The organism is Mesorhizobium japonicum MAFF 303099 (assembly GCF_000009625.1).
In the GTDB taxonomy this organism is placed as follows: Bacteria; Pseudomonadota; Alphaproteobacteria; order Rhizobiales; family Rhizobiaceae; genus Mesorhizobium; species Mesorhizobium japonicum.
Genome location: NC_002678.2, coordinates 2,838,251 through 2,853,778 on the forward strand (window position 1 = coordinate 2,838,251; position 15,528 = coordinate 2,853,778).

Genomic DNA, 15,528 nt, shown 5'->3' on the forward strand with positions numbered 1-15,528 from the left:
GTCAAACGCCGGACGATAGTTGCCTTACCCATTGGATATGCGGCTGCGAAATCGGCCGCGGACCAATCTAAGAGTCCTCACTCGTGCCCGCTGCCCGAAACGGTGGCGGGTTCTTTTTGATCTGGAGGCGGGCTGCTTCGGATCGGACGCGCAGGAGCCTTAACGCAGATGAAGAATAGGATGGTGCGCGGCATCCTGAGCCTGTGCCTGGGCGTGCTGGTGTTCTCGCTGCAGGACCCGCTCGTCAAGGCCGTGTCGAGCGGTTACCCGGTGACCGAGGTGATGGCGATCCGCTCAATCGTCGCCTTGCCGATCCTGATCATCCTCGTCCATGCCGATGTCGGGCTGCGGGCAATCCTGTCGAAGCGGTTCGGCCTGCTGACGATACGCGCCTTCATCCAGTTCACCTCCTACACGGTGTACTATCTGGCGATCGCCGCGCTGCCGCTGGCCGACGCGGTGGCGCTCTATTTCATGGCGCCGCTGTTCATCATGGCGCTGGCCGGACCCTATCTTGGCGAACGCGTCTCCTGGCGCACGCTGGCGACCGTGCTGATCGGACTGTTTGGCGTCATCGTGATGGTGCGCCCCGGCGCCGGCCTGTTCGACTGGGCGGCACTGCTGTCGCTCGGCTCGGCGGCGCTCTACGGCTTCTCGCAATTGATGGCGCGCAAGATCGGCGATACCGAATCGTCCACGGTCATGGCTTTCTATCAGAACGGCGCCTATCTCGTCGGCGCCGCCGTGGTTGCCGGCACGTTCCATCTGGCCGGCATAAATCACGCCGTCCACCCCAGCATCGAATTCCTGGTGCGGCCTTGGATATGGCCGACTCTGCCGGATTTCCTCAAGATGGCCGCCTGCGGTTTTGTCGCCTCCGCCGGCATGATCCTTCTGTCGCAGGGCTACAGGCTGGCGCCAGCCAATCGGGTCGCTACCTTCGAATACACAGGCATTCTATGGTCGCCGCTCTGGGGATTCCTGTTCTTCGCCGAGGTGCCGCGGTCGACGACCGTGATTGGCGCGGCGCTTATCATCGGCGCCGGCCTGCTCGCGCTCAACACAGCACGGCGCAGGAGCGCAGCGCCCGTGCTTGCCGCCGCCGATCCGGTCTGATCAGGCGAAGCAGATCAGCGCCCGTTCGACGCGTGAGCGGATTTCGGCCAGCGTGAACGGCTTCTGCACGACATCGAGGATGATGCCGTTCAACTCCTCGGCACGCTCGCGCTGGTCGGCATAACCGGTCATCAGCATGATCTTCATCGCCGGGAAAAGGGCGGCCGCCGCGATCGCCATCTCGATGCCGTCCATCTCGGGCATGCGGATGTCGGAGACGACGAGATCGTAGCCGCCATGCGCGGCGCGGATCAGCGCCAGGCCCTGGGCGCCATCGGCGGCGATATCGATTGCGTGGCCGGCACGTTCGAGCGCGCGGGCTGCGAGGGTGCGGACGGATTCATCGTCCTCGACGATCAGAAGCTTTGCCATGGCCGGCAATTTGGCCGCGAAAAGTTGACTTTTCCTGAAAGCACCCAGCCCCTGACCGGGCTATTTTTCCGGCGCCGTTAAGGGCTTTTTCAGAACTTGTCGGCGCAAGGCCGTGGCCTCACGCATCGCCTTTCACGACACCCACGAACGGCAATTCGCGGAAGGCGTGCGCGACGTCCATGCCGTAACCGACGACGAAATAATCGGGGCAGTCGAAGCCGACATAGTCGGCGACCAGCGCCGTCTGGCGGCGCATGCGCTTGTCGAGCAGCACGGCGATGGAACAGCTTTTCGCGCCGCGCGACAGCATCAGGTCGCGGGTGAAGGTCAGTGTCTTACCCGACTCCAGAATGTCGTCGATCAGCAGCACGTCACGGCCGGCGACCTCATTGTCGATGTCGCGCAGCACCCTCACCTCGCCGCTGGTGGTGCCGGCGCCATAGCTGGAAATGAAGATGAACTCGACCTCGGGCGACAGGCCGACATCATGCATGGCGCGAATCAGGTCGGCGGCGAAGATGAACGAGCCCTTCAGCACCGAAATCACCAGCAGATCGTGATAGTCGTGCCCGGCGATCTCCTTGGCGAGCTCGAGATTGCGCCGCGCGATTGCCGACGCTGAAAACAGGACTTCGATGTCCTTGTCGCGTACGATTGGCATTTTTTCGCCCCCTCAAGTTTTTTTTACCCAAACGCCTTCACACCGAGCGTGTGTTGAGATTCAGGTCAGGCCGAGCCGAAAACGGTGGTTTCCGAGAACCGGAGCGGAGCGTACTTAAGTACGTGAGCACCCGAAGCGCAGGGAACCGCCGTTTGCAGGCCGGCCTCACCTGAATATCGACACACGCTATTCGGCGAAAGTAACCAAAACGGTCCTTACGCCGTTCTTAGGCACGTCGAGCCGGCTGGCAAAGCCGAATCTTTCGCCCGATGCCAGCGAATGGCCGGATGTCCCCAACGTATAGCGGGTTGTGCGTCCGTCATTGCCGGTCACGCGGATTTCGAGCGGTGGCATCGTCGCCGGCCCCGTCCCGTCATTGGCCGCCTCGCCATCGACGAACAGCACCGGATTGGCGCCCGACGCGTCGACGCGCGAGGTGACGCCCGAGATGGTCAGCGCCGACGCTTGCGCGCCGGACAGGAACGGTGCCTGGCGCACCAGCGCATGGCCGCCGGAGACCCAGAAGGCAGCCAAAGCAGCACCGATGCCGGCGATCCAGAAGATCGGCCCGCCGCGGACAGCCGGCGGCCGTTCCGCCGGCGCTTCAGGCTTGCGCAGCATGTCCATGCCCTCGATGGACGGTGTGACAATCAGGCGCGGCGGCGGTGAAACGCTTTCCACGGTGGGGACAAGGCGCGGCATCACTTCATAGTCGGCATCAACGATATCAGCCGCCGGGCCGCGCACGATCCGCTCCGCCGCGACAATTGCCGGGGGATCGGTCATGATTTCGCCGGAAACCGGGCGCGCGGTTCGTTCGTCAGCCATCATGGCCCCGTTATTGCGCGTGTTCGCTTTTCGTTTCTTTTGCGTAAACAAAAATGGTTAACGCTTCCCCACCGGAGCCCTCGTGACGCGCCGAAACAACCCAGGAATTAACCGCCGGTTAACCATGCCGGCGGATGGTCTTTTCGCAGAACAAGCAGGCTTAGCACTGCCAGAAATTTCAGGTCGTCGAAATTGATTCGCTTCGAAAATGTCGGCCTCCGCTATGGCATGGGTCCGGAAATCCTCCGCGACATCTCCCTGCACATCCCGGAGCGCTCCTTTCAGTTCCTGAGCGGACCTTCGGGCGCCGGCAAGACGACGTTGCTGCGCCTTCTGTTCATGTCGCTGAAGCCGACGCGCGGGCTGATCACCATTTTCGGCAAGGACCGTTCGCGCATTTCGCGCACCGAACTGCCGCATTTGCGGCGCCGCATCGGCGTGGTGTTCCAGGATTTTCGCCTGCTCGACCACATGACCACCTACGAGAATGTCGCGCTGCCACTGCGCGTGCGCGGGCGCGAGGAAGCGAGCTACCGCACCGATGTCACCGAACTGCTGAAATGGGTGGGGCTGGGCGAGCGCATGCATGTGCTGCCGCCGGTGCTATCGGGCGGCGAGAAGCAGCGCGCCGCCATCGCGCGCGCGCTGATCGAGCAGCCCGAGATCCTGCTCGCCGACGAGCCCACCGGCAATGTCGATCCGCCGCTGGCGCGACGGCTGCTGCGGCTCTTCATCGAGCTCAATCGACTCGGCACCGCCGTGGTGATCGCCACCCACGACCTCGGCCTGATGGAACAGGTCGACGCGCGCCGCATGATCCTGGCCGGCGGAAGGCTGGACATCTATGACTGATCTGTCCGCCGAACACCTCGAAGAGCATGAGCAGGAAGCCGAGGCGGCCGAGGCAAGGCCGCGCGCCCAGCGCCGCATGGCGCCGATCGTGCCGGCGCAGAACATCGCCGGCCGGGCGCTCGTCCTGGTCATCGCCATCATGACCTTCCTGTCCTGCTTGACGTTCGGCGCGGTGACGCTGGTGCGCGACACCGCCTCGGTCTGGGAGAACCAGATCTCGCGCGAGGCGACGATCCAGATCAAACCGGCCGACGGCCTCGACATGGAGGCCGCCCTTGCCCAGGCCTCGCAGATCGCCGGCGAATTTCCAGGCGTCAAGTCGACAAGGATCATCGACCGCGATGCGACCGCGAGGCTGCTGGAGCCATGGCTTGGTTCGGGCCTCAACATCGACGAGTTGCCGGTGCCGCGCCTGATCATCGTCACCATCGATGAGAACAGCCCGCCCGACTTCGCCGCCATGCGCGCGGCGATCACGCCGAAACTGCCGAGTGCATCGCTCGACGATCACCGCACCTGGGTCGACCGGCTGGTGGCCATGGCCCGCACCACGGTGACCATCGGCATTGCCGTGCTGGCGCTGATGCTGTCGGCGACGGTGCTGACCGTGGTGTTCGCGACCCGCGGCGCCATGGCCGGCAACGGCCATATCATCGAGGTGCTGCATTTCGTCGGTGCCGAGGCGGCCTTCATCGCGCGCGAATTCCGCCGGCATTTCCTGGTCACCGGCATGAAGGGCGCGGCCGCCGGCGGTGCTGCCGCGGTGCTGGTCTTCATCGTCTTTTCCTGGTGGTCGTCACGCAACATGGCGACGCCGCAGGCCGATCAGGCGACTGCCCTCTTCGGCAATTTCGCCATCGGCTCGGCGGGCTATCTCGGCGTCGTCCTCATGGTGCTGGTGATCGGCGCGCTGACGGCGGCAACCTCGCATGCCACCGTCGTCGCCTATCTCAGCGACATCGATGTTCGCCAACCCGACGCATGAAAGGGAACTGGGGATGGAGGCTGGCTGATCACGGATGAAGAAACGGCGTAACGCAAAGTGCGTCTTTTACCTACCCAAGGCCGCATTTCAGGATTAACCATATGGTTATGGACGTGCGGGATTCGACCGGGACGGTTGGACAGATGCCAGTGGTGGTTGCGCGTCTGCGCGACCATAGCGGGATTAGCCGTTTAAAGACCGCACTGCGAATATCCGCACTCTCCCTCCTCATCCTTGCAGTCTTGTTTGCCGGCGGCTTCGGCTGGTTCGCCAACAAGGTCGCGCATCTTACCACGCCCGCCAATCCGGAGAAGGCCGATGCCATCATCGTGCTGACCGGCGGCCAGTCGCGCCTCGATGCGGCGATGGATCTGCTGGCGTCCGGCAAGGGCGAGCGGCTGTTGATCAGCGGCGTGCATCCATCCGCCAGCCGGCGCCAGCTCCAGGCCGCGACCGGCGGCGACAAGAACCTGTTTTCCTGCTGCGTCGACATCGACCGCGCCGCGTTGGATACGATCGGCAATGCCGAGGAAAGTGCCAAATGGGTCGAAAGCCATGCCTATGGCACGGTGATCTTGGTCACCAACAATTACCACATGCCGCGCAGCCTGCTGGAAATGGGCCGCCTGCTGCATGGCGCCAAGCTGGAACCCTATCCGGTGGTCAATTCCAATCTCGACAATGGCGGCTGGCTGACCAAGCCGCGGGCGCTGCGCGTGCTGTTCACCGAATACACCAAATATCTGCTGGCGCTGGCGCGCGGCATCGTGCCGGTGAAACCGACACCGGACGGCATTGCGCTGGCCGAGACCGCGGCCGGCGGCTGAGCCCCCGGCACCCCATCATTCCTTGTCTGCCCCCTTCGACGCGGCCTTCAGGCGGCTGACCTCTTGCTCGAGCTGTTGAATGCGCCTGTCCCGCTCGCCAAGCGCTGCCGCCACATCAGCCGCCTCGAAGCGCTGCGGGATGTGTTGCGGGCAATTCGCATCCCAGGCCGAGATCGTGAACAGGATGACCTGCTCGGGCCGCACCTTGTAATCCTGCGGCATCAGCTTCGCCATCAGCTCGGCATCGTTCTCGACGACGCGCGCCGTGCCCCAGATCTTGATGCGCTGGCGCAGCATGTAATCGATCAGGAACAGGAAGGCGCGTGGATTGTCCGCCAGATTGCCCTGCGTGATGAACTGCCTGTTGCCGGAAAAATCCGCAAAGCCGATCGTCTTTTCGTCCAGCACCTTGAGGAAGCCGGCCGGGCCGCCGCGATGCTGGATGTAGGGCTGGCCATCGCCATTGGCCGTCGACAGGAAGACGCTGGTCTGCATCGCGATGAAGGCGGCAAGGTCCGGCGTGACGACAGCCTGCCAGCCACCACGTTCCTCGACGCGGGCGTAGGACTGGCGCGAGCCCTTGCGCGCCTGGATCGCCTTGACTGTCGGCGTGAAGGCGACATCGCTGGTGAAAGCATGCGCATTCATCGAAACCTCCTTGCTGGACGGCGCTAGAGCAATTCCAGGAAAAGTGTAAAGCGGTTTTCCGTCCGGAATTGCGTTAAAACAAAGAGCTAAAGCCCGAGCGCCGAGAGCGACGGATGGTCGTCCGGGCGGCGGCCAAGCGGCCAATGATATTTGCGGTCAGCCGCGCTGATCGGCAGGTCGTTGATGCTGGCGATGCGCAGGCGCATCAGCCCGTGCTCGTCGAATTCCCAGTTCTCATTGCCATAGCTGCGGAACCAGGAGCCGCTGTCGTCGTGCCATTCATAGGCGAAGCGCACGGCGATGCGGTTGCCGTGGAAGGCCCAGACCTCCTTGATCAACCGGTAATCGAGCTCGCGGCTCCATTTGCGCGTCAGGAAAGCCTGGATGGCATCGCGGCCCTGCAGGAATTCGGCGCGGTTGCGCCAGTGGCTGTCGGTCGTATAGGCGAGTGCCACCCGTGCCGGATCGCGCGAATTCCATGCATCCTCGGCCATGCGGGCCTTTTGCGCCGCGGTCTCGGCGGTAAACGGCGGAAGCGGTGGGCGGCTTTCGGACATAAGAACTCCATTGCGTGGCTATGCTGCGGGCGTGGCTATGCTGCGGACATGCCATGCCGGACATATAACCCCTTCCATTCCTGAAATGCAGATGGCATATCTGCAATCATTCCTTCCATTTTCTGGAAGAAGTGATGGATCGTCTCGAAGCCATGTCACTCTTTGTCGCGGCGGTGGAGGCCGGCAGCCTTTCCGCCGCGGCCCGCCGTTTCGGCATTCCGCTGGCGACCGTCAGCCGCAAGGTTTCCGATCTCGAACGCCATCTCAACACCCGGCTCCTGAACCGTTCGACGCGGCGGCTGACGCCGACCGATGCAGGCGAGGCCTATCTTGCTGCCTGCCGCCGCATCCTCGATGACGTTGGCGAGGCTGAACGCGCCGCGGCAGGCGAATACAGCGCTCCGACCGGTGAACTGGCCATTACCGCGCCGGTCGTCTTCGGCCGCCTCCATGTGTTGCCGGTCGTCACCGGCTTTCTTTCGGCCTATCCCGACGTGGATATCCGCCTGACCCTGGCGGACCGCATTACCCAACTGGTCGAGGACCATTTCGACCTCGCGCTGCGCATCGGCCAGTTGCCGGATTCGAGCCTGGTCGCCATTGGCGTCGGCTCGATCCGCCGCGTCGTCTGCGCCAGCCCGGCCTATCTGGCCGAACACGGCACGCTCACGATCCCGGAAGATCTAGGCACCCACGATTGCATCACCTTCGAGGGACTTTCCTCCGCCGCCCCGTGGAGCTTCACCAGAGGCAAGACGGACATCACGGTCCAGGTCCGCTCGCGCCTGCAGGTCAACACCGCCGAGGCGGCGATCGATGCCGCGATTGCCGGCGTCGGGCTGACGAAAGTGCTTTCCTATCAGGTCGATGCGGCCGTGCGGTCCGGCATGCTGCGCATCGTGCTGCAAGAGTTCGAGCCGGAACCGTGGCCGGTGAGCCTGGTGCATGCGGGCCACGGCCTGCTGCCGGTCAAGCTGCGCGCCTTTCTCGACTTTGCCGCACCGCGTCTGAAGGAGCGGCTGGCGCGATTGGAGTAGCGTGCCTGTCCTGGCGGAAGCCGCGCTTCAGCATCGGCCGGAACACTGCCGCGCCATTTCCTTTTTCCCCGCGCTTGGTGTAACCAACGCACACTTCCTCACCGGACCTCCCCCATGCTCTATGTCAGATCGCTGGCGTTCAATTTCGTCTTCTACGTCAATCTGATCGTCCAGATGATCCTCTGGACCCCCTATTATTTCCTGTCGCCCCGCCACCGCGCCTGGTTCGTGCCGAAATTCTGGTCGCGCAGCTGCATGTGGCTCTACGACAAGATCGCCGGCACGAAGAACGACATCACCGGACAGGAAAACCTGCCCGAAGGCTCCTTCATCCTGGCGCCCAAGCACCAGTCGTTCTGGGATGCGATCGCCTTCTTCCCCTTCCTCCAGGACCCGCTCTACATCCTCAAGCGCGAACTAACCTGGATCCCGTTCTTCGGCTGGTACATCATGAAGATGCGCATGATCCCGGTCGATCGCGGCAGCCGCTCCAAGGCCTTGAAGGCGGTGGTCGCGGCGACCAAGGAAGAGATGGCGCGCAACCCGCGCCAGTTGATCATCTATCCCGAGGGCACGCGCCGGGCGCCGGGCGACGAGCCGGCCTACAAATACGGCATCGTCGAAATCTACACGCAGCTTGGCGTTCCCGTGGTTCCGGTTGCCCATGTCGCCGGCCTCTATTGGCCGCGCCGCAAGTTCCTGCGCTATCCCGGCACCATCAAGGCGCGCTTCCTGCCGCCGATCCCACCGGGCCTCGGCAAGGACGAGTTCATGGCGCGGCTGATCGGCGAGACGGAAGCCGCTTGCGACCAGCTCCTCATTGAGGCATCGCGCGCGCCCAACCCGCCCGCCTTGCCGCCGACGGCGTTGAAGCGGCTGCGGGAGCTCGGCGCGAAGGTCTGAAGACCTCTAGCCAAGCAATCAGCCGTAGACAGCCAGCACGGTGGTCAGCACCAGGGTCGCGGCGAAGACCATGTTGATGATCCGCGAAGCAACAGGCCTGCGCAGGAAGCGCGCGAACGCCGCGCCGGCAAGCAGCCACACGGCATGGATGACAACGATCATCGCCGCGAGCACCGTCAGCTTCAGCCATAGGCCGAGTTCCGCACCGCCCTGGCTCGAAGAGGCGCCGGCGAACACGGCGGCGATCGCCACATAGGCTTTCGGGTTGGCGACCGCCAGCAGAAACCCGGCCAGCCAGGTCGGGCGCGCAGCCTCGGCCGTGCGCGCCGCCAGCGGCGGCGCCGTGGCGATCCCGAAGGCGAGATAGAGGATGTAGGCCGCCGACGCGACAACCAGCACCGGCGCCAGTTTCGGTATCGAGCCAAGCACCGCCATAGTCCCGGTCGCCACGACCAGCAGCACGGCGATTGTGCCGACGACGATTCCCAAGGTGTAGCGCACAGAATCGCGCAGACCGAAGGCGGCGCCAACAGCGGTGACGCTTATCGTAGCCGGCCCTGGACTGCCCATGACCACCGTGGCGGCCAGCACCAAGGCGAGTAGCGGTCGCCAAAGCTGCGGCTGCGAAAGAAGCGGCTCCGTCATCGCACCCTCTGTCTTGCCAATAGCGAAGGACGCTATGGCAAGACGGGAGCGTGGTCTTGGACGTTCGTGCGTAGAGCGGCCGAACCTCAGTCGCTCGCTTTGTCGAGTTCGGCCATGTCGGCGGCGGTCAATTTCAACGACGCCGCCTTGATCAGGCTGTCCATCTGGCTGGGCTTGGTGGCGCTGGCGATCGGTGCGGTGACGCCTGGCCGCGCGATCGCCCAGGCAAGAGCGACTTCCGCCTGTTTCGCCGAATGCTTGGCGGATACGACATCAAGAGCGGCCAGAATGCGCATGCCACGCGCGTTCAGATAGCTGCTGACGCCCTCGCCGCGTTGGCTTTGGCCAAGATCGGCCTCGCTGCGGTATTTGCCGCTTAGGAAACCCTTGGCCAGGCTGAAATAGGTGATGACGCCGATATCCTCGGCCACGCACAGATCGCGCAACGGCCCGTCGAAGGAGGAGCGGTCATAGAGATTGTATTCCGGCTGCAGCACCTCGTAGCGCGGCAGGCTGCGCAGGCTCGCCACATCGAGCGCGGCGCGCAACTGGCCGGCGTCGAGGTTCGAGCAGCCGATATGGCGGACCTTGCCCTTGGCAAGCAGCTTCTCATAGGCGCCCAGCGTCTCCTCATAGGGCGTGGCCGGGTCCGGCCAGTGCGACAGATAGAGGTCGATGACATCGGTCCGCAGCCGCTTCAGCGAGGCCTCGACAGCCTTTTCGATATAGGCGGCGGAGAGGTCCTTGTGCCCCTGCCCCATATCCGAGCCGACCTTGGTGATCACCACGACCTTGTCCCGGTTGCCACGGTCCTTCATCCAGTTGCCGATGATGGTTTCGGATTCGCCGCCCTTGTTGCCGGGCACCCAGCGTGAATAGGCGTCGGCCGTATCGATGGCGTTCAGTCCGCCCGCGACGAAGCGGTCGAGCAGGTCGAAAGAGGTTTTCTCGTCGGCGGTCCAGCCGAAGACGTTGCCGCCCAGAACCAGCGGCGCGATGGAAAGGTCGGTGCGACCGAGACGGCGTTTTTGCAAGATGGTTCTCCGTGATGATTGGGATGGGGCGCATGCAGCCCGTTGGCTAGGTTCGGAGCCTAAGCTAGGTCTTGCCGCGTCGAGGTCAAAGGCCTGGCCGCCTATTTCAGCAGAGCCAGTGCTTCACGATGGCGCTATCCCCCGTGCCACATCCTCCAGCCAATGGTCGCGGATGCCCAATGCTTCCAGATGCTTCAACGTGCTGAACACATAGTCCTCATTGTTGCCGGATTGGCCGACGGCGCCGCGCACCACCGCCGCCGCATGCGCCGCGTCTAGCGCGCCGGCATATTGCTCATGCTTGCGATCGACGATGTAGGCCACGGCTTCGACCGTGCCGCCGCCATCGAGGCGAACCTTGAGCGCGCGTTCGAGATAGACGCTGGTGACAAGCTCGCGTTCACGCAGATAGGCGATCACCTCGTCGCGCAATTCTCCAGGCACGCGGAAAGCCAGGCCGACGCAGGAGCCGCCATGGTCGAGGCCAAGCACCAGCCCCGGCCGCTCACGCGTGCCACGGTGCACGAAGGAATAGACACAGAGCGAGCGGCGATAGCCATGCAAATGGGCGCGCCGCGTCTCGACATGTGCGAAACCCGGCCGCCAGATCAGCGAACCGTAGCCAAACACCCAAAAATCGCCCATATCGCCGTGCCTGATTGCAAAAAGAATGGCCACACCGCACCGGAAACCGGTGTTTTTTCCGTCCGTCCCCGGCTACCTATCCGTCAATGTCTACCTGGTTGTTGGAATCGAAGGTTCGTCCACCAACACCGTGGGTTAATGAGAGCCAAAGCATGACGTCAAGTGACGAACGCCAACCAAAGTCCCGCCGCGGCCTGTTCTGGCTTGTGGCGTTCATCGTTGTGTTGTTCGCCGTCTACAGCGGCGGCTGGTTCTATCTGGCCAACAGGGTCAGGGCCGAGGCCGACAAGGCGGTCGCCACGCTCAACAAGAGCGGCATCAATGCCGGCTGCGCCAATCTCCAGGTCAGCGGCTATCCCCTGAGCTTTACCGTCTCTTGCGACAATCTGGCGTATGAGGACGATGCCAAGAACATCGCGGCCTCGGCCGGCTCCTTCAATGCCGTCGCGCAGATCATCCAGCCCTTGTCGCCGGTCGCCGATCTGCGCGGGCCGCTCAGGACCTCCGTCCCCGGCATGGTGCCGCTGTGGATCGACTGGGACAATCTGCAGGCCAAGGTCAAACTGTCATGGCCGCTGCCGCAGCGCGTTGCGCTGCAGGCGGAGGGCCTGTCGGGCCAGACCGATCCGGCCGACGACACCGACCCGGTGGAACTGTTCAGCGCCGGCAGGGCAGCCGGCCAGTTGCAGCCGAACGGTCAGGACGTCGACTATGTCGGCAGCTTCACCGATCTGGAGATCGACCCGGATGCGATCGGCGGCCGCGTGCTGCCGGCGCTCGATGCCAGCGGCGACGCCACGCTGAAGAATGGTGTCGCGCTGATCGGTACGCAGGTGAAGAGCCTTCGGGGCCAAAAGGTCGAGATCCGCAACCTCGATTTGTCGTCAGGCACGGCGCGGGTCACCGTTTCCGGGCCGCTGTCGGTCGACACCGAAGGCCTGGTCGACGCCGATCTGATGATCAGGATAAAGGATCCGAAGGCCGTGGCATCCATCCTTGCCGGTGCCATACCCGAGCAGAAGAATGCGATCGAACAGGGTTTTGCCGCGCTCGCCATGCTCGGCAGCGAACCGTCGATGCCGCTGAAAGTGGTCAAAGGCAAGGCCTCGCTCGGCTTCATCCCGCTCGGCAAGATCAAGCCGGTACAATAGCGCGCCCATGGCAAGCCCCCCGAGGCTCCTCAGCGTCGGCGCGCTGACGCTGGATACCATCCTGCGTGTCGAGACGCTGCCCACGCACCAGGGCAAGTTCATCGCCGCAGACGGTGTCCAGATCGCCTCGGGCATGGCCACCAGTGCTGCCTGCGCCGCGCATCGCCTCGGCGCCGAGGTGTCGCTGTGGGCCAGCGCCGGCGATGACCTCATTGGCGAACAGCTGATTGCCGGAATCGAGGCCGAGGGTGTCGATTGCAGCTATGTCCGCCGAGTCAGCGGCGCCCGCTCGGCATTGGCTTCGATCCTGGTCGACGCCCATGGCGAGCGCATCATCGTGCCTTTCTACGACAGCCTGGCGCAGGCCGATCCCGAAACCTTGCCTTTCGCCGACATCACGGCATTCGATGCCGTGCTGGTGGACGTGCGCTGGCCTGACGCCGCGGCCCTTGCCCTCAAGGCGGCGCGCGCGGCCGGGCGGCCGGCAATCCTCGATGCCGACACGGCCTCGCTGGCGGTGCTGGAGCGGCTGTTGCCGCTGGCTTCGCACATCGTCGCCTCCGAGCCGGCGGTCCGCATCATATGCGGCCAGGCGCTGGATCTGGCGAGCGCTTGCACCGACATGGCCTCCCGCACCGACGCATTCGTCGCGGTCACCGGCGGCGCAGCAGGCATCTGGTGGTTCGATCGCAAAGCGGGATCATCCCGTCATGTCGCGGCGCCGAGGATCAAAGCGGTCGACACGCTCGCCGCCGGCGACGTCTTTCACGGCGCCTTTGCCGTCGGACTGGCGGAGGCCATGCCGGTCGAGCAGGCCTTGCGCTTTGCAAGTGCCGCCGCCGCGCTCAAATGCCTGCGCTTCGGCGGCAGGCTCGGCGCGCCGGACCGGGCCGAGACGCTGGCGATGGTCACGGCGACCTGGCCCGAAACAGCCTAGTTCTTCGACGGGTGTTCGACCGCCTGGCGGCCGAAATCGGGCACGTCGATATCCTGGCCGGCCTCGATGATCGAGCGGCGCACGGCGCGGGTGCGGGTGAACAGGTCGAACAATTTGTCGCCGTCGCCCCAGCGGATCGCTCGCTGCAGGAACGCCAGATCTTCCGAGAACCGCGCCAGCATTTCGAGAATGGCGTCCTTGTTGTGCAGGCAGACATCCCGCCACATGGTCGGATCGGAGGCGGCCAGACGCGTGAAGTCGCGAAAGCCGGAGGCGGAATATTTGATGACTTCCGTCTTGGTCACCGATTCCAGATCGTCGGCGGTGCCGACGATGTTGTAGGCGATGATGTGCGGCAGATGCGAGACGATGGCGAGCGTCATGTCGTGATGCTGCGGATCCATCGTGTCGATGTTGGCGCCGCAACGGCGCCAGAATTCCGACAGCCTCTCAAGTGCCTCCGGATCGGTGCCCGGTAACGGCGTGAAGATACACCAGCGATTGTCGAACAGATCGGCGAAACCGGCATCCGGTCCGGATTTTTCCGTGCCCGCCAGCGGATGGCCGGGAATGAAATGAACGCCATCAGGCACGTGCGGCTGCATCTGCGCGATGACGGAGGCCTTGGTCGAGCCGACATCGGTGAGGATCGCACCTTTCTTCAGCGCCGGTGCGATCTCCTCGGCCACCGCACCGGACGAGCCGACCGGCACGGAGACGATGACCAGATCGGCATCGCGGACCGCTTCCTTCGCATCGGTCGTGTAGGAATCGCCCAGCCCAAGCTCCTCCGCCCGCTTCAGCGTCGTGGCGCTGCGGGTCGAGATGGCAACGTGGCCAGCAAGCCCCTCGCGTCGGATGACGCGGGCCAGCGACGAGCCGATCAGGCCGATGCCGACCAGCGCGATCTTTTCAAACATCGGTGATGTCATGGTGTTCCTGCTTTTCGGGCGCTCTAGCTTTTCAGGAATGTCGTGAGCGCGGCGACGACGCCGCGATTGGCCTCTTCCGTGCCGACGGTCATGCGCAGCGCGTTGGGAAAGCCGTAGCCGGAAACGCGCCGCAATATATAGCCGCGCGCGGTCAGATAGTCGTCCGCCGCAGCCGCCGAATGCTTCTGATCATCGGGAAAGTGAATGAGCAGGAAATTGCCGACGCTGGGCGTCACCCGCAACCCGAGCCCGGTCATCTCTTGGCTCAGCCAGGTCAGCCAGGTCTCGTTGTGCGTCACGCTGCGCTCGACATGGGCGCGGTCGCGGATTGCCGCGATGCCGGCCTCGATCGCCGTCGCGTTGACGTTGAAGGGACCGCGCACGCGGTTGATGGCGTCGACGATGTGCATGGGCGCATACATCCAGCCGATCCGCGCGCCACCAAGGCCGATCTTGGAGAAGGTGCGGGTCATGACCACATTCTCTGCACTGCGGACCAGTTCGATGCCGGCTTCATAGTCATTGCGGCGGACATATTCGGCATAGGCCGCGTCGAGCACCAGCAGCACATGCCTGGGCAGGCCGGCATGCAGGCGGCGCACCTCCTGGAACGGCACATAGGTGCCGGTCGGATTGTTGGGATTGGCGAGGAACACGATTTTCGTGCGCGGCGTGACGGCCGCCAGCATCGCATCGATGTCGGCGCGCTCGTCGGTCTCCTTGACGGCGATCGGCGCAGCCCCGGCCGACTGGATGTAGATTTTGTAGACCATGAAGGCGTGTTCGGTGAAAATCGCCTCGTCGCCGGGTGCCAGATAGGTCTGCGCCAGCAGCCCGAGGATCTCGTCGGAGCCGTTGGAGCAGATGATGTTCTGCGCGGTGAGGCCATGCACTTCCGCGATCGCCTCGCGCAGCCGTCTGGCGGTGCCGTCGGGATAGATGTCGAGCCTGGCGGCGACTTCACGCGCGGCCTCGATCGCCTTCGGTGAAGGGCCAAGCGGATTCTCGTTGGACGACAGTTTGTAGACCTTGGCGACACCGGCGGGTGCGGCGCTCTTGCCCGGCACATAGGCGTCGATGTCCATGATGCCCGCGCGCGGGGTTGGACGTGCCTGATCCGGTGTCTGGTTCATTTTTCTCAAAATCCGTCGAAAATGCCTCGATCCGGAGGCCGCAGCGGAAATACAAGCCGTGGCCGATAATGTCGAGAGGTGGCAGTGGTGCCAGCAGCCGGCCCAGACGTCGGCATTGACGGCAGGGCGGGCGAGTTCTAGAAGGGCAGCAACAGTTCCGTGGTGATTTGGCCGGTCGGCTTGCAGCCACGTTAAACAATTCGCTAAAGGGCCGTTTGCGTGACGTAACCGGCTTTGCGAAGGCAATGCCGGTTTTTTATTGTCC

At 64.0% G+C, this 15,528-nt stretch carries 18 protein-coding genes and 1 riboswitch; of the genes, 8 read left to right on the plus strand and 10 right to left on the minus strand.

Going from position 1 to position 15,528, the window contains the following annotated elements:
- Positions 1 to 168: 168 nt before the first annotated feature.
- Positions 169 to 1,116, plus strand: coding sequence for a DMT family transporter (locus tag MAFF_RS14860; RefSeq protein WP_010911734.1), 948 nt, complete (start codon positions 169 to 171; stop codon positions 1,114 to 1,116).
- Here the strand turns inward: MAFF_RS14860 and MAFF_RS14865 are convergent, their stop codons facing one another.
- The 3 genes from MAFF_RS14865 to MAFF_RS14875 form a co-directional block, all read right to left on the minus strand.
- A complete protein-coding gene (locus tag MAFF_RS14865; RefSeq protein ID WP_010911735.1) occupies positions 1,117 to 1,488 on the minus strand; it encodes a response regulator in 372 nt (123 codons plus the stop codon). It abuts the gene before it with no gap.
- A 118-nt stretch (positions 1,489 to 1,606) separates the two neighbouring features.
- The gene (gene hpt / locus MAFF_RS14870; protein ID WP_010911737.1) at positions 1,607 to 2,149 is read right to left on the minus strand and encodes a hypoxanthine phosphoribosyltransferase; all 543 of its coding nucleotides are present in this window, start codon (positions 2,147 to 2,149) and stop codon (positions 1,607 to 1,609) included.
- Between the two features lie 186 nt (positions 2,150 to 2,335).
- Positions 2,336 to 2,980, minus strand: a complete 645-nt coding sequence (locus MAFF_RS14875) for a hypothetical protein (protein ID WP_010911738.1) — start codon at positions 2,978 to 2,980, stop codon at positions 2,336 to 2,338.
- A gap of 189 nt (positions 2,981 to 3,169) precedes the next feature.
- Between MAFF_RS14875 and ftsE the strand changes: the two genes are divergently transcribed.
- From ftsE to MAFF_RS14890, 3 genes are all read left to right on the plus strand, one after another.
- Positions 3,170 to 3,829 carry a cell division ATP-binding protein FtsE gene (gene ftsE / locus MAFF_RS14880; protein ID WP_010911739.1) on the plus strand — a complete coding sequence of 220 codons (660 nt, stop codon included), beginning with the start codon at positions 3,170 to 3,172 and terminating at the stop codon, positions 3,827 to 3,829.
- Positions 3,822 to 4,814: a cell division protein FtsX gene (locus MAFF_RS14885; protein WP_010911740.1), complete on the plus strand. Its 993-nt coding sequence runs from the start codon at positions 3,822 to 3,824 to the stop codon at positions 4,812 to 4,814. Before ftsE ends, MAFF_RS14885 begins: the two co-directional genes overlap by 8 nt.
- A 101-nt stretch (positions 4,815 to 4,915) precedes the next feature.
- Complete coding sequence (locus MAFF_RS14890; RefSeq protein WP_010911741.1) at positions 4,916 to 5,641, plus strand: YdcF family protein; 726 nt, start codon at positions 4,916 to 4,918, stop codon at positions 5,639 to 5,641.
- Between the two features lie 15 nt (positions 5,642 to 5,656).
- On the opposite strand, the gene MAFF_RS14895 is transcribed toward MAFF_RS14890, so the two are convergent.
- Together MAFF_RS14895 and MAFF_RS14900 are read right to left on the minus strand one after the other, a co-directional pair.
- Entirely contained in the window at positions 5,657 to 6,289 is a 633-nt protein-coding gene (locus MAFF_RS14895; RefSeq protein WP_010911742.1) for a pyridoxamine 5'-phosphate oxidase family protein, read from the minus strand.
- A gap of 86 nt (positions 6,290 to 6,375) precedes the next feature.
- Positions 6,376 to 6,846 (minus strand): DUF1348 family protein, encoded by a 471-nt coding sequence (locus tag MAFF_RS14900; protein ID WP_010911743.1) that lies wholly within the window; start codon positions 6,844 to 6,846, stop codon positions 6,376 to 6,378.
- A gap of 134 nt (positions 6,847 to 6,980) precedes the next feature.
- Between MAFF_RS14900 and MAFF_RS14905 the strand changes: the two genes are divergently transcribed.
- Together MAFF_RS14905 and MAFF_RS14910 are read left to right on the plus strand one after the other, a co-directional pair.
- Positions 6,981 to 7,883 (plus strand): LysR family transcriptional regulator, encoded by a 903-nt coding sequence (locus MAFF_RS14905; RefSeq protein ID WP_010911744.1) that lies wholly within the window; start codon positions 6,981 to 6,983, stop codon positions 7,881 to 7,883.
- A gap of 114 nt (positions 7,884 to 7,997) precedes the next feature.
- A complete protein-coding gene (locus MAFF_RS14910; RefSeq protein ID WP_010911745.1) occupies positions 7,998 to 8,786 on the plus strand; it encodes a lysophospholipid acyltransferase family protein in 789 nt (262 codons plus the stop codon).
- 18 nt (positions 8,787 to 8,804) lie between these two features.
- On the opposite strand, the gene MAFF_RS14915 is transcribed toward MAFF_RS14910, so the two are convergent.
- The 3 genes from MAFF_RS14915 to MAFF_RS14925 form a co-directional block, all read right to left on the minus strand.
- Entirely contained in the window at positions 8,805 to 9,431 is a 627-nt protein-coding gene (locus tag MAFF_RS14915) for a LysE family translocator (RefSeq protein WP_010911746.1), read from the minus strand.
- Positions 9,432 to 9,517: 86 nt separating this feature from the next.
- Positions 9,518 to 10,465 carry an aldo/keto reductase gene (locus MAFF_RS14920; RefSeq protein WP_010911747.1) on the minus strand — a complete coding sequence of 316 codons (948 nt, stop codon included), beginning with the start codon at positions 10,463 to 10,465 and terminating at the stop codon, positions 9,518 to 9,520.
- 123 nt (positions 10,466 to 10,588) lie between these two features.
- Entirely contained in the window at positions 10,589 to 11,110 is a 522-nt protein-coding gene (locus MAFF_RS14925) for a gamma-glutamylcyclotransferase (protein ID WP_080511863.1), read from the minus strand.
- 152 nt (positions 11,111 to 11,262) lie between these two features.
- Here MAFF_RS14925 and MAFF_RS14930 point away from each other — a divergent pair, with 152 nt between their 5' ends.
- Both MAFF_RS14930 and MAFF_RS14935 read left to right on the plus strand, forming a co-directional pair.
- Positions 11,263 to 12,261, plus strand: coding sequence for a DUF2125 domain-containing protein (locus MAFF_RS14930; protein ID WP_044548351.1), 999 nt, complete (start codon positions 11,263 to 11,265; stop codon positions 12,259 to 12,261).
- 7 nt (positions 12,262 to 12,268) lie between these two features.
- Entirely contained in the window at positions 12,269 to 13,198 is a 930-nt protein-coding gene (locus MAFF_RS14935) for a sugar kinase (RefSeq protein WP_010911750.1), read from the plus strand.
- On the opposite strand, the gene MAFF_RS14940 is transcribed toward MAFF_RS14935, so the two are convergent.
- Both MAFF_RS14940 and hisC read right to left on the minus strand, forming a co-directional pair.
- Positions 13,195 to 14,130, minus strand: a complete 936-nt coding sequence (locus tag MAFF_RS14940) for a prephenate/arogenate dehydrogenase family protein (RefSeq protein WP_010911751.1) — start codon at positions 14,128 to 14,130, stop codon at positions 13,195 to 13,197. The two genes, MAFF_RS14935 and MAFF_RS14940, sit on opposite strands and share 4 nt — an antisense overlap.
- 23 nt (positions 14,131 to 14,153) lie before the next feature.
- Positions 14,154 to 15,263 (minus strand): histidinol-phosphate transaminase, encoded by a 1,110-nt coding sequence (hisC, locus tag MAFF_RS14945; RefSeq protein WP_010911752.1) that lies wholly within the window; start codon positions 15,261 to 15,263, stop codon positions 14,154 to 14,156.
- A gap of 149 nt (positions 15,264 to 15,412) precedes the next feature.
- Positions 15,413 to 15,490, plus strand: a riboswitch (SAM riboswitch).
- Positions 15,491 to 15,528 lie beyond the last annotated feature (38 nt).

Coding starts and splice junctions, on each gene's coding strand:
- MAFF_RS14860 (WP_010911734.1), top strand. CDS start 169: ATGAAGAATAGGATGGTGCGCGGCATCCTGAGCCTGTGCCTGGGCGTG.
- MAFF_RS14865 (WP_010911735.1), bottom strand. CDS start 1,488: ATGGCAAAGCTTCTGATCGTCGAGGACGATGAATCCGTCCGCACCCTC.
- hpt (WP_010911737.1), bottom strand. CDS start 2,149: ATGCCAATCGTACGCGACAAGGACATCGAAGTCCTGTTTTCAGCGTCG.
- MAFF_RS14875 (WP_010911738.1), bottom strand. CDS start 2,980: ATGATGGCTGACGAACGAACCGCGCGCCCGGTTTCCGGCGAAATCATG.
- MAFF_RS14885 (WP_010911740.1), top strand. CDS start 3,822: ATGACTGATCTGTCCGCCGAACACCTCGAAGAGCATGAGCAGGAAGCC.
- MAFF_RS14890 (WP_010911741.1), top strand. CDS start 4,916: ATGGTTATGGACGTGCGGGATTCGACCGGGACGGTTGGACAGATGCCA.
- MAFF_RS14895 (WP_010911742.1), bottom strand. CDS start 6,289: ATGAATGCGCATGCTTTCACCAGCGATGTCGCCTTCACGCCGACAGTC.
- MAFF_RS14900 (WP_010911743.1), bottom strand. CDS start 6,846: ATGTCCGAAAGCCGCCCACCGCTTCCGCCGTTTACCGCCGAGACCGCG.
- MAFF_RS14905 (WP_010911744.1), top strand. CDS start 6,981: ATGGATCGTCTCGAAGCCATGTCACTCTTTGTCGCGGCGGTGGAGGCC.
- MAFF_RS14910 (WP_010911745.1), top strand. CDS start 7,998: ATGCTCTATGTCAGATCGCTGGCGTTCAATTTCGTCTTCTACGTCAAT.
- MAFF_RS14915 (WP_010911746.1), bottom strand. CDS start 9,431: ATGACGGAGCCGCTTCTTTCGCAGCCGCAGCTTTGGCGACCGCTACTC.
- MAFF_RS14925 (WP_080511863.1), bottom strand. CDS start 11,110: ATGGGCGATTTTTGGGTGTTTGGCTACGGTTCGCTGATCTGGCGGCCG.
- MAFF_RS14930 (WP_044548351.1), top strand. CDS start 11,263: ATGACGTCAAGTGACGAACGCCAACCAAAGTCCCGCCGCGGCCTGTTC.
- MAFF_RS14935 (WP_010911750.1), top strand. CDS start 12,269: ATGGCAAGCCCCCCGAGGCTCCTCAGCGTCGGCGCGCTGACGCTGGAT.
- MAFF_RS14940 (WP_010911751.1), bottom strand. CDS start 14,130: ATGACATCACCGATGTTTGAAAAGATCGCGCTGGTCGGCATCGGCCTG.
- hisC (WP_010911752.1), bottom strand. CDS start 15,263: ATGAACCAGACACCGGATCAGGCACGTCCAACCCCGCGCGCGGGCATC.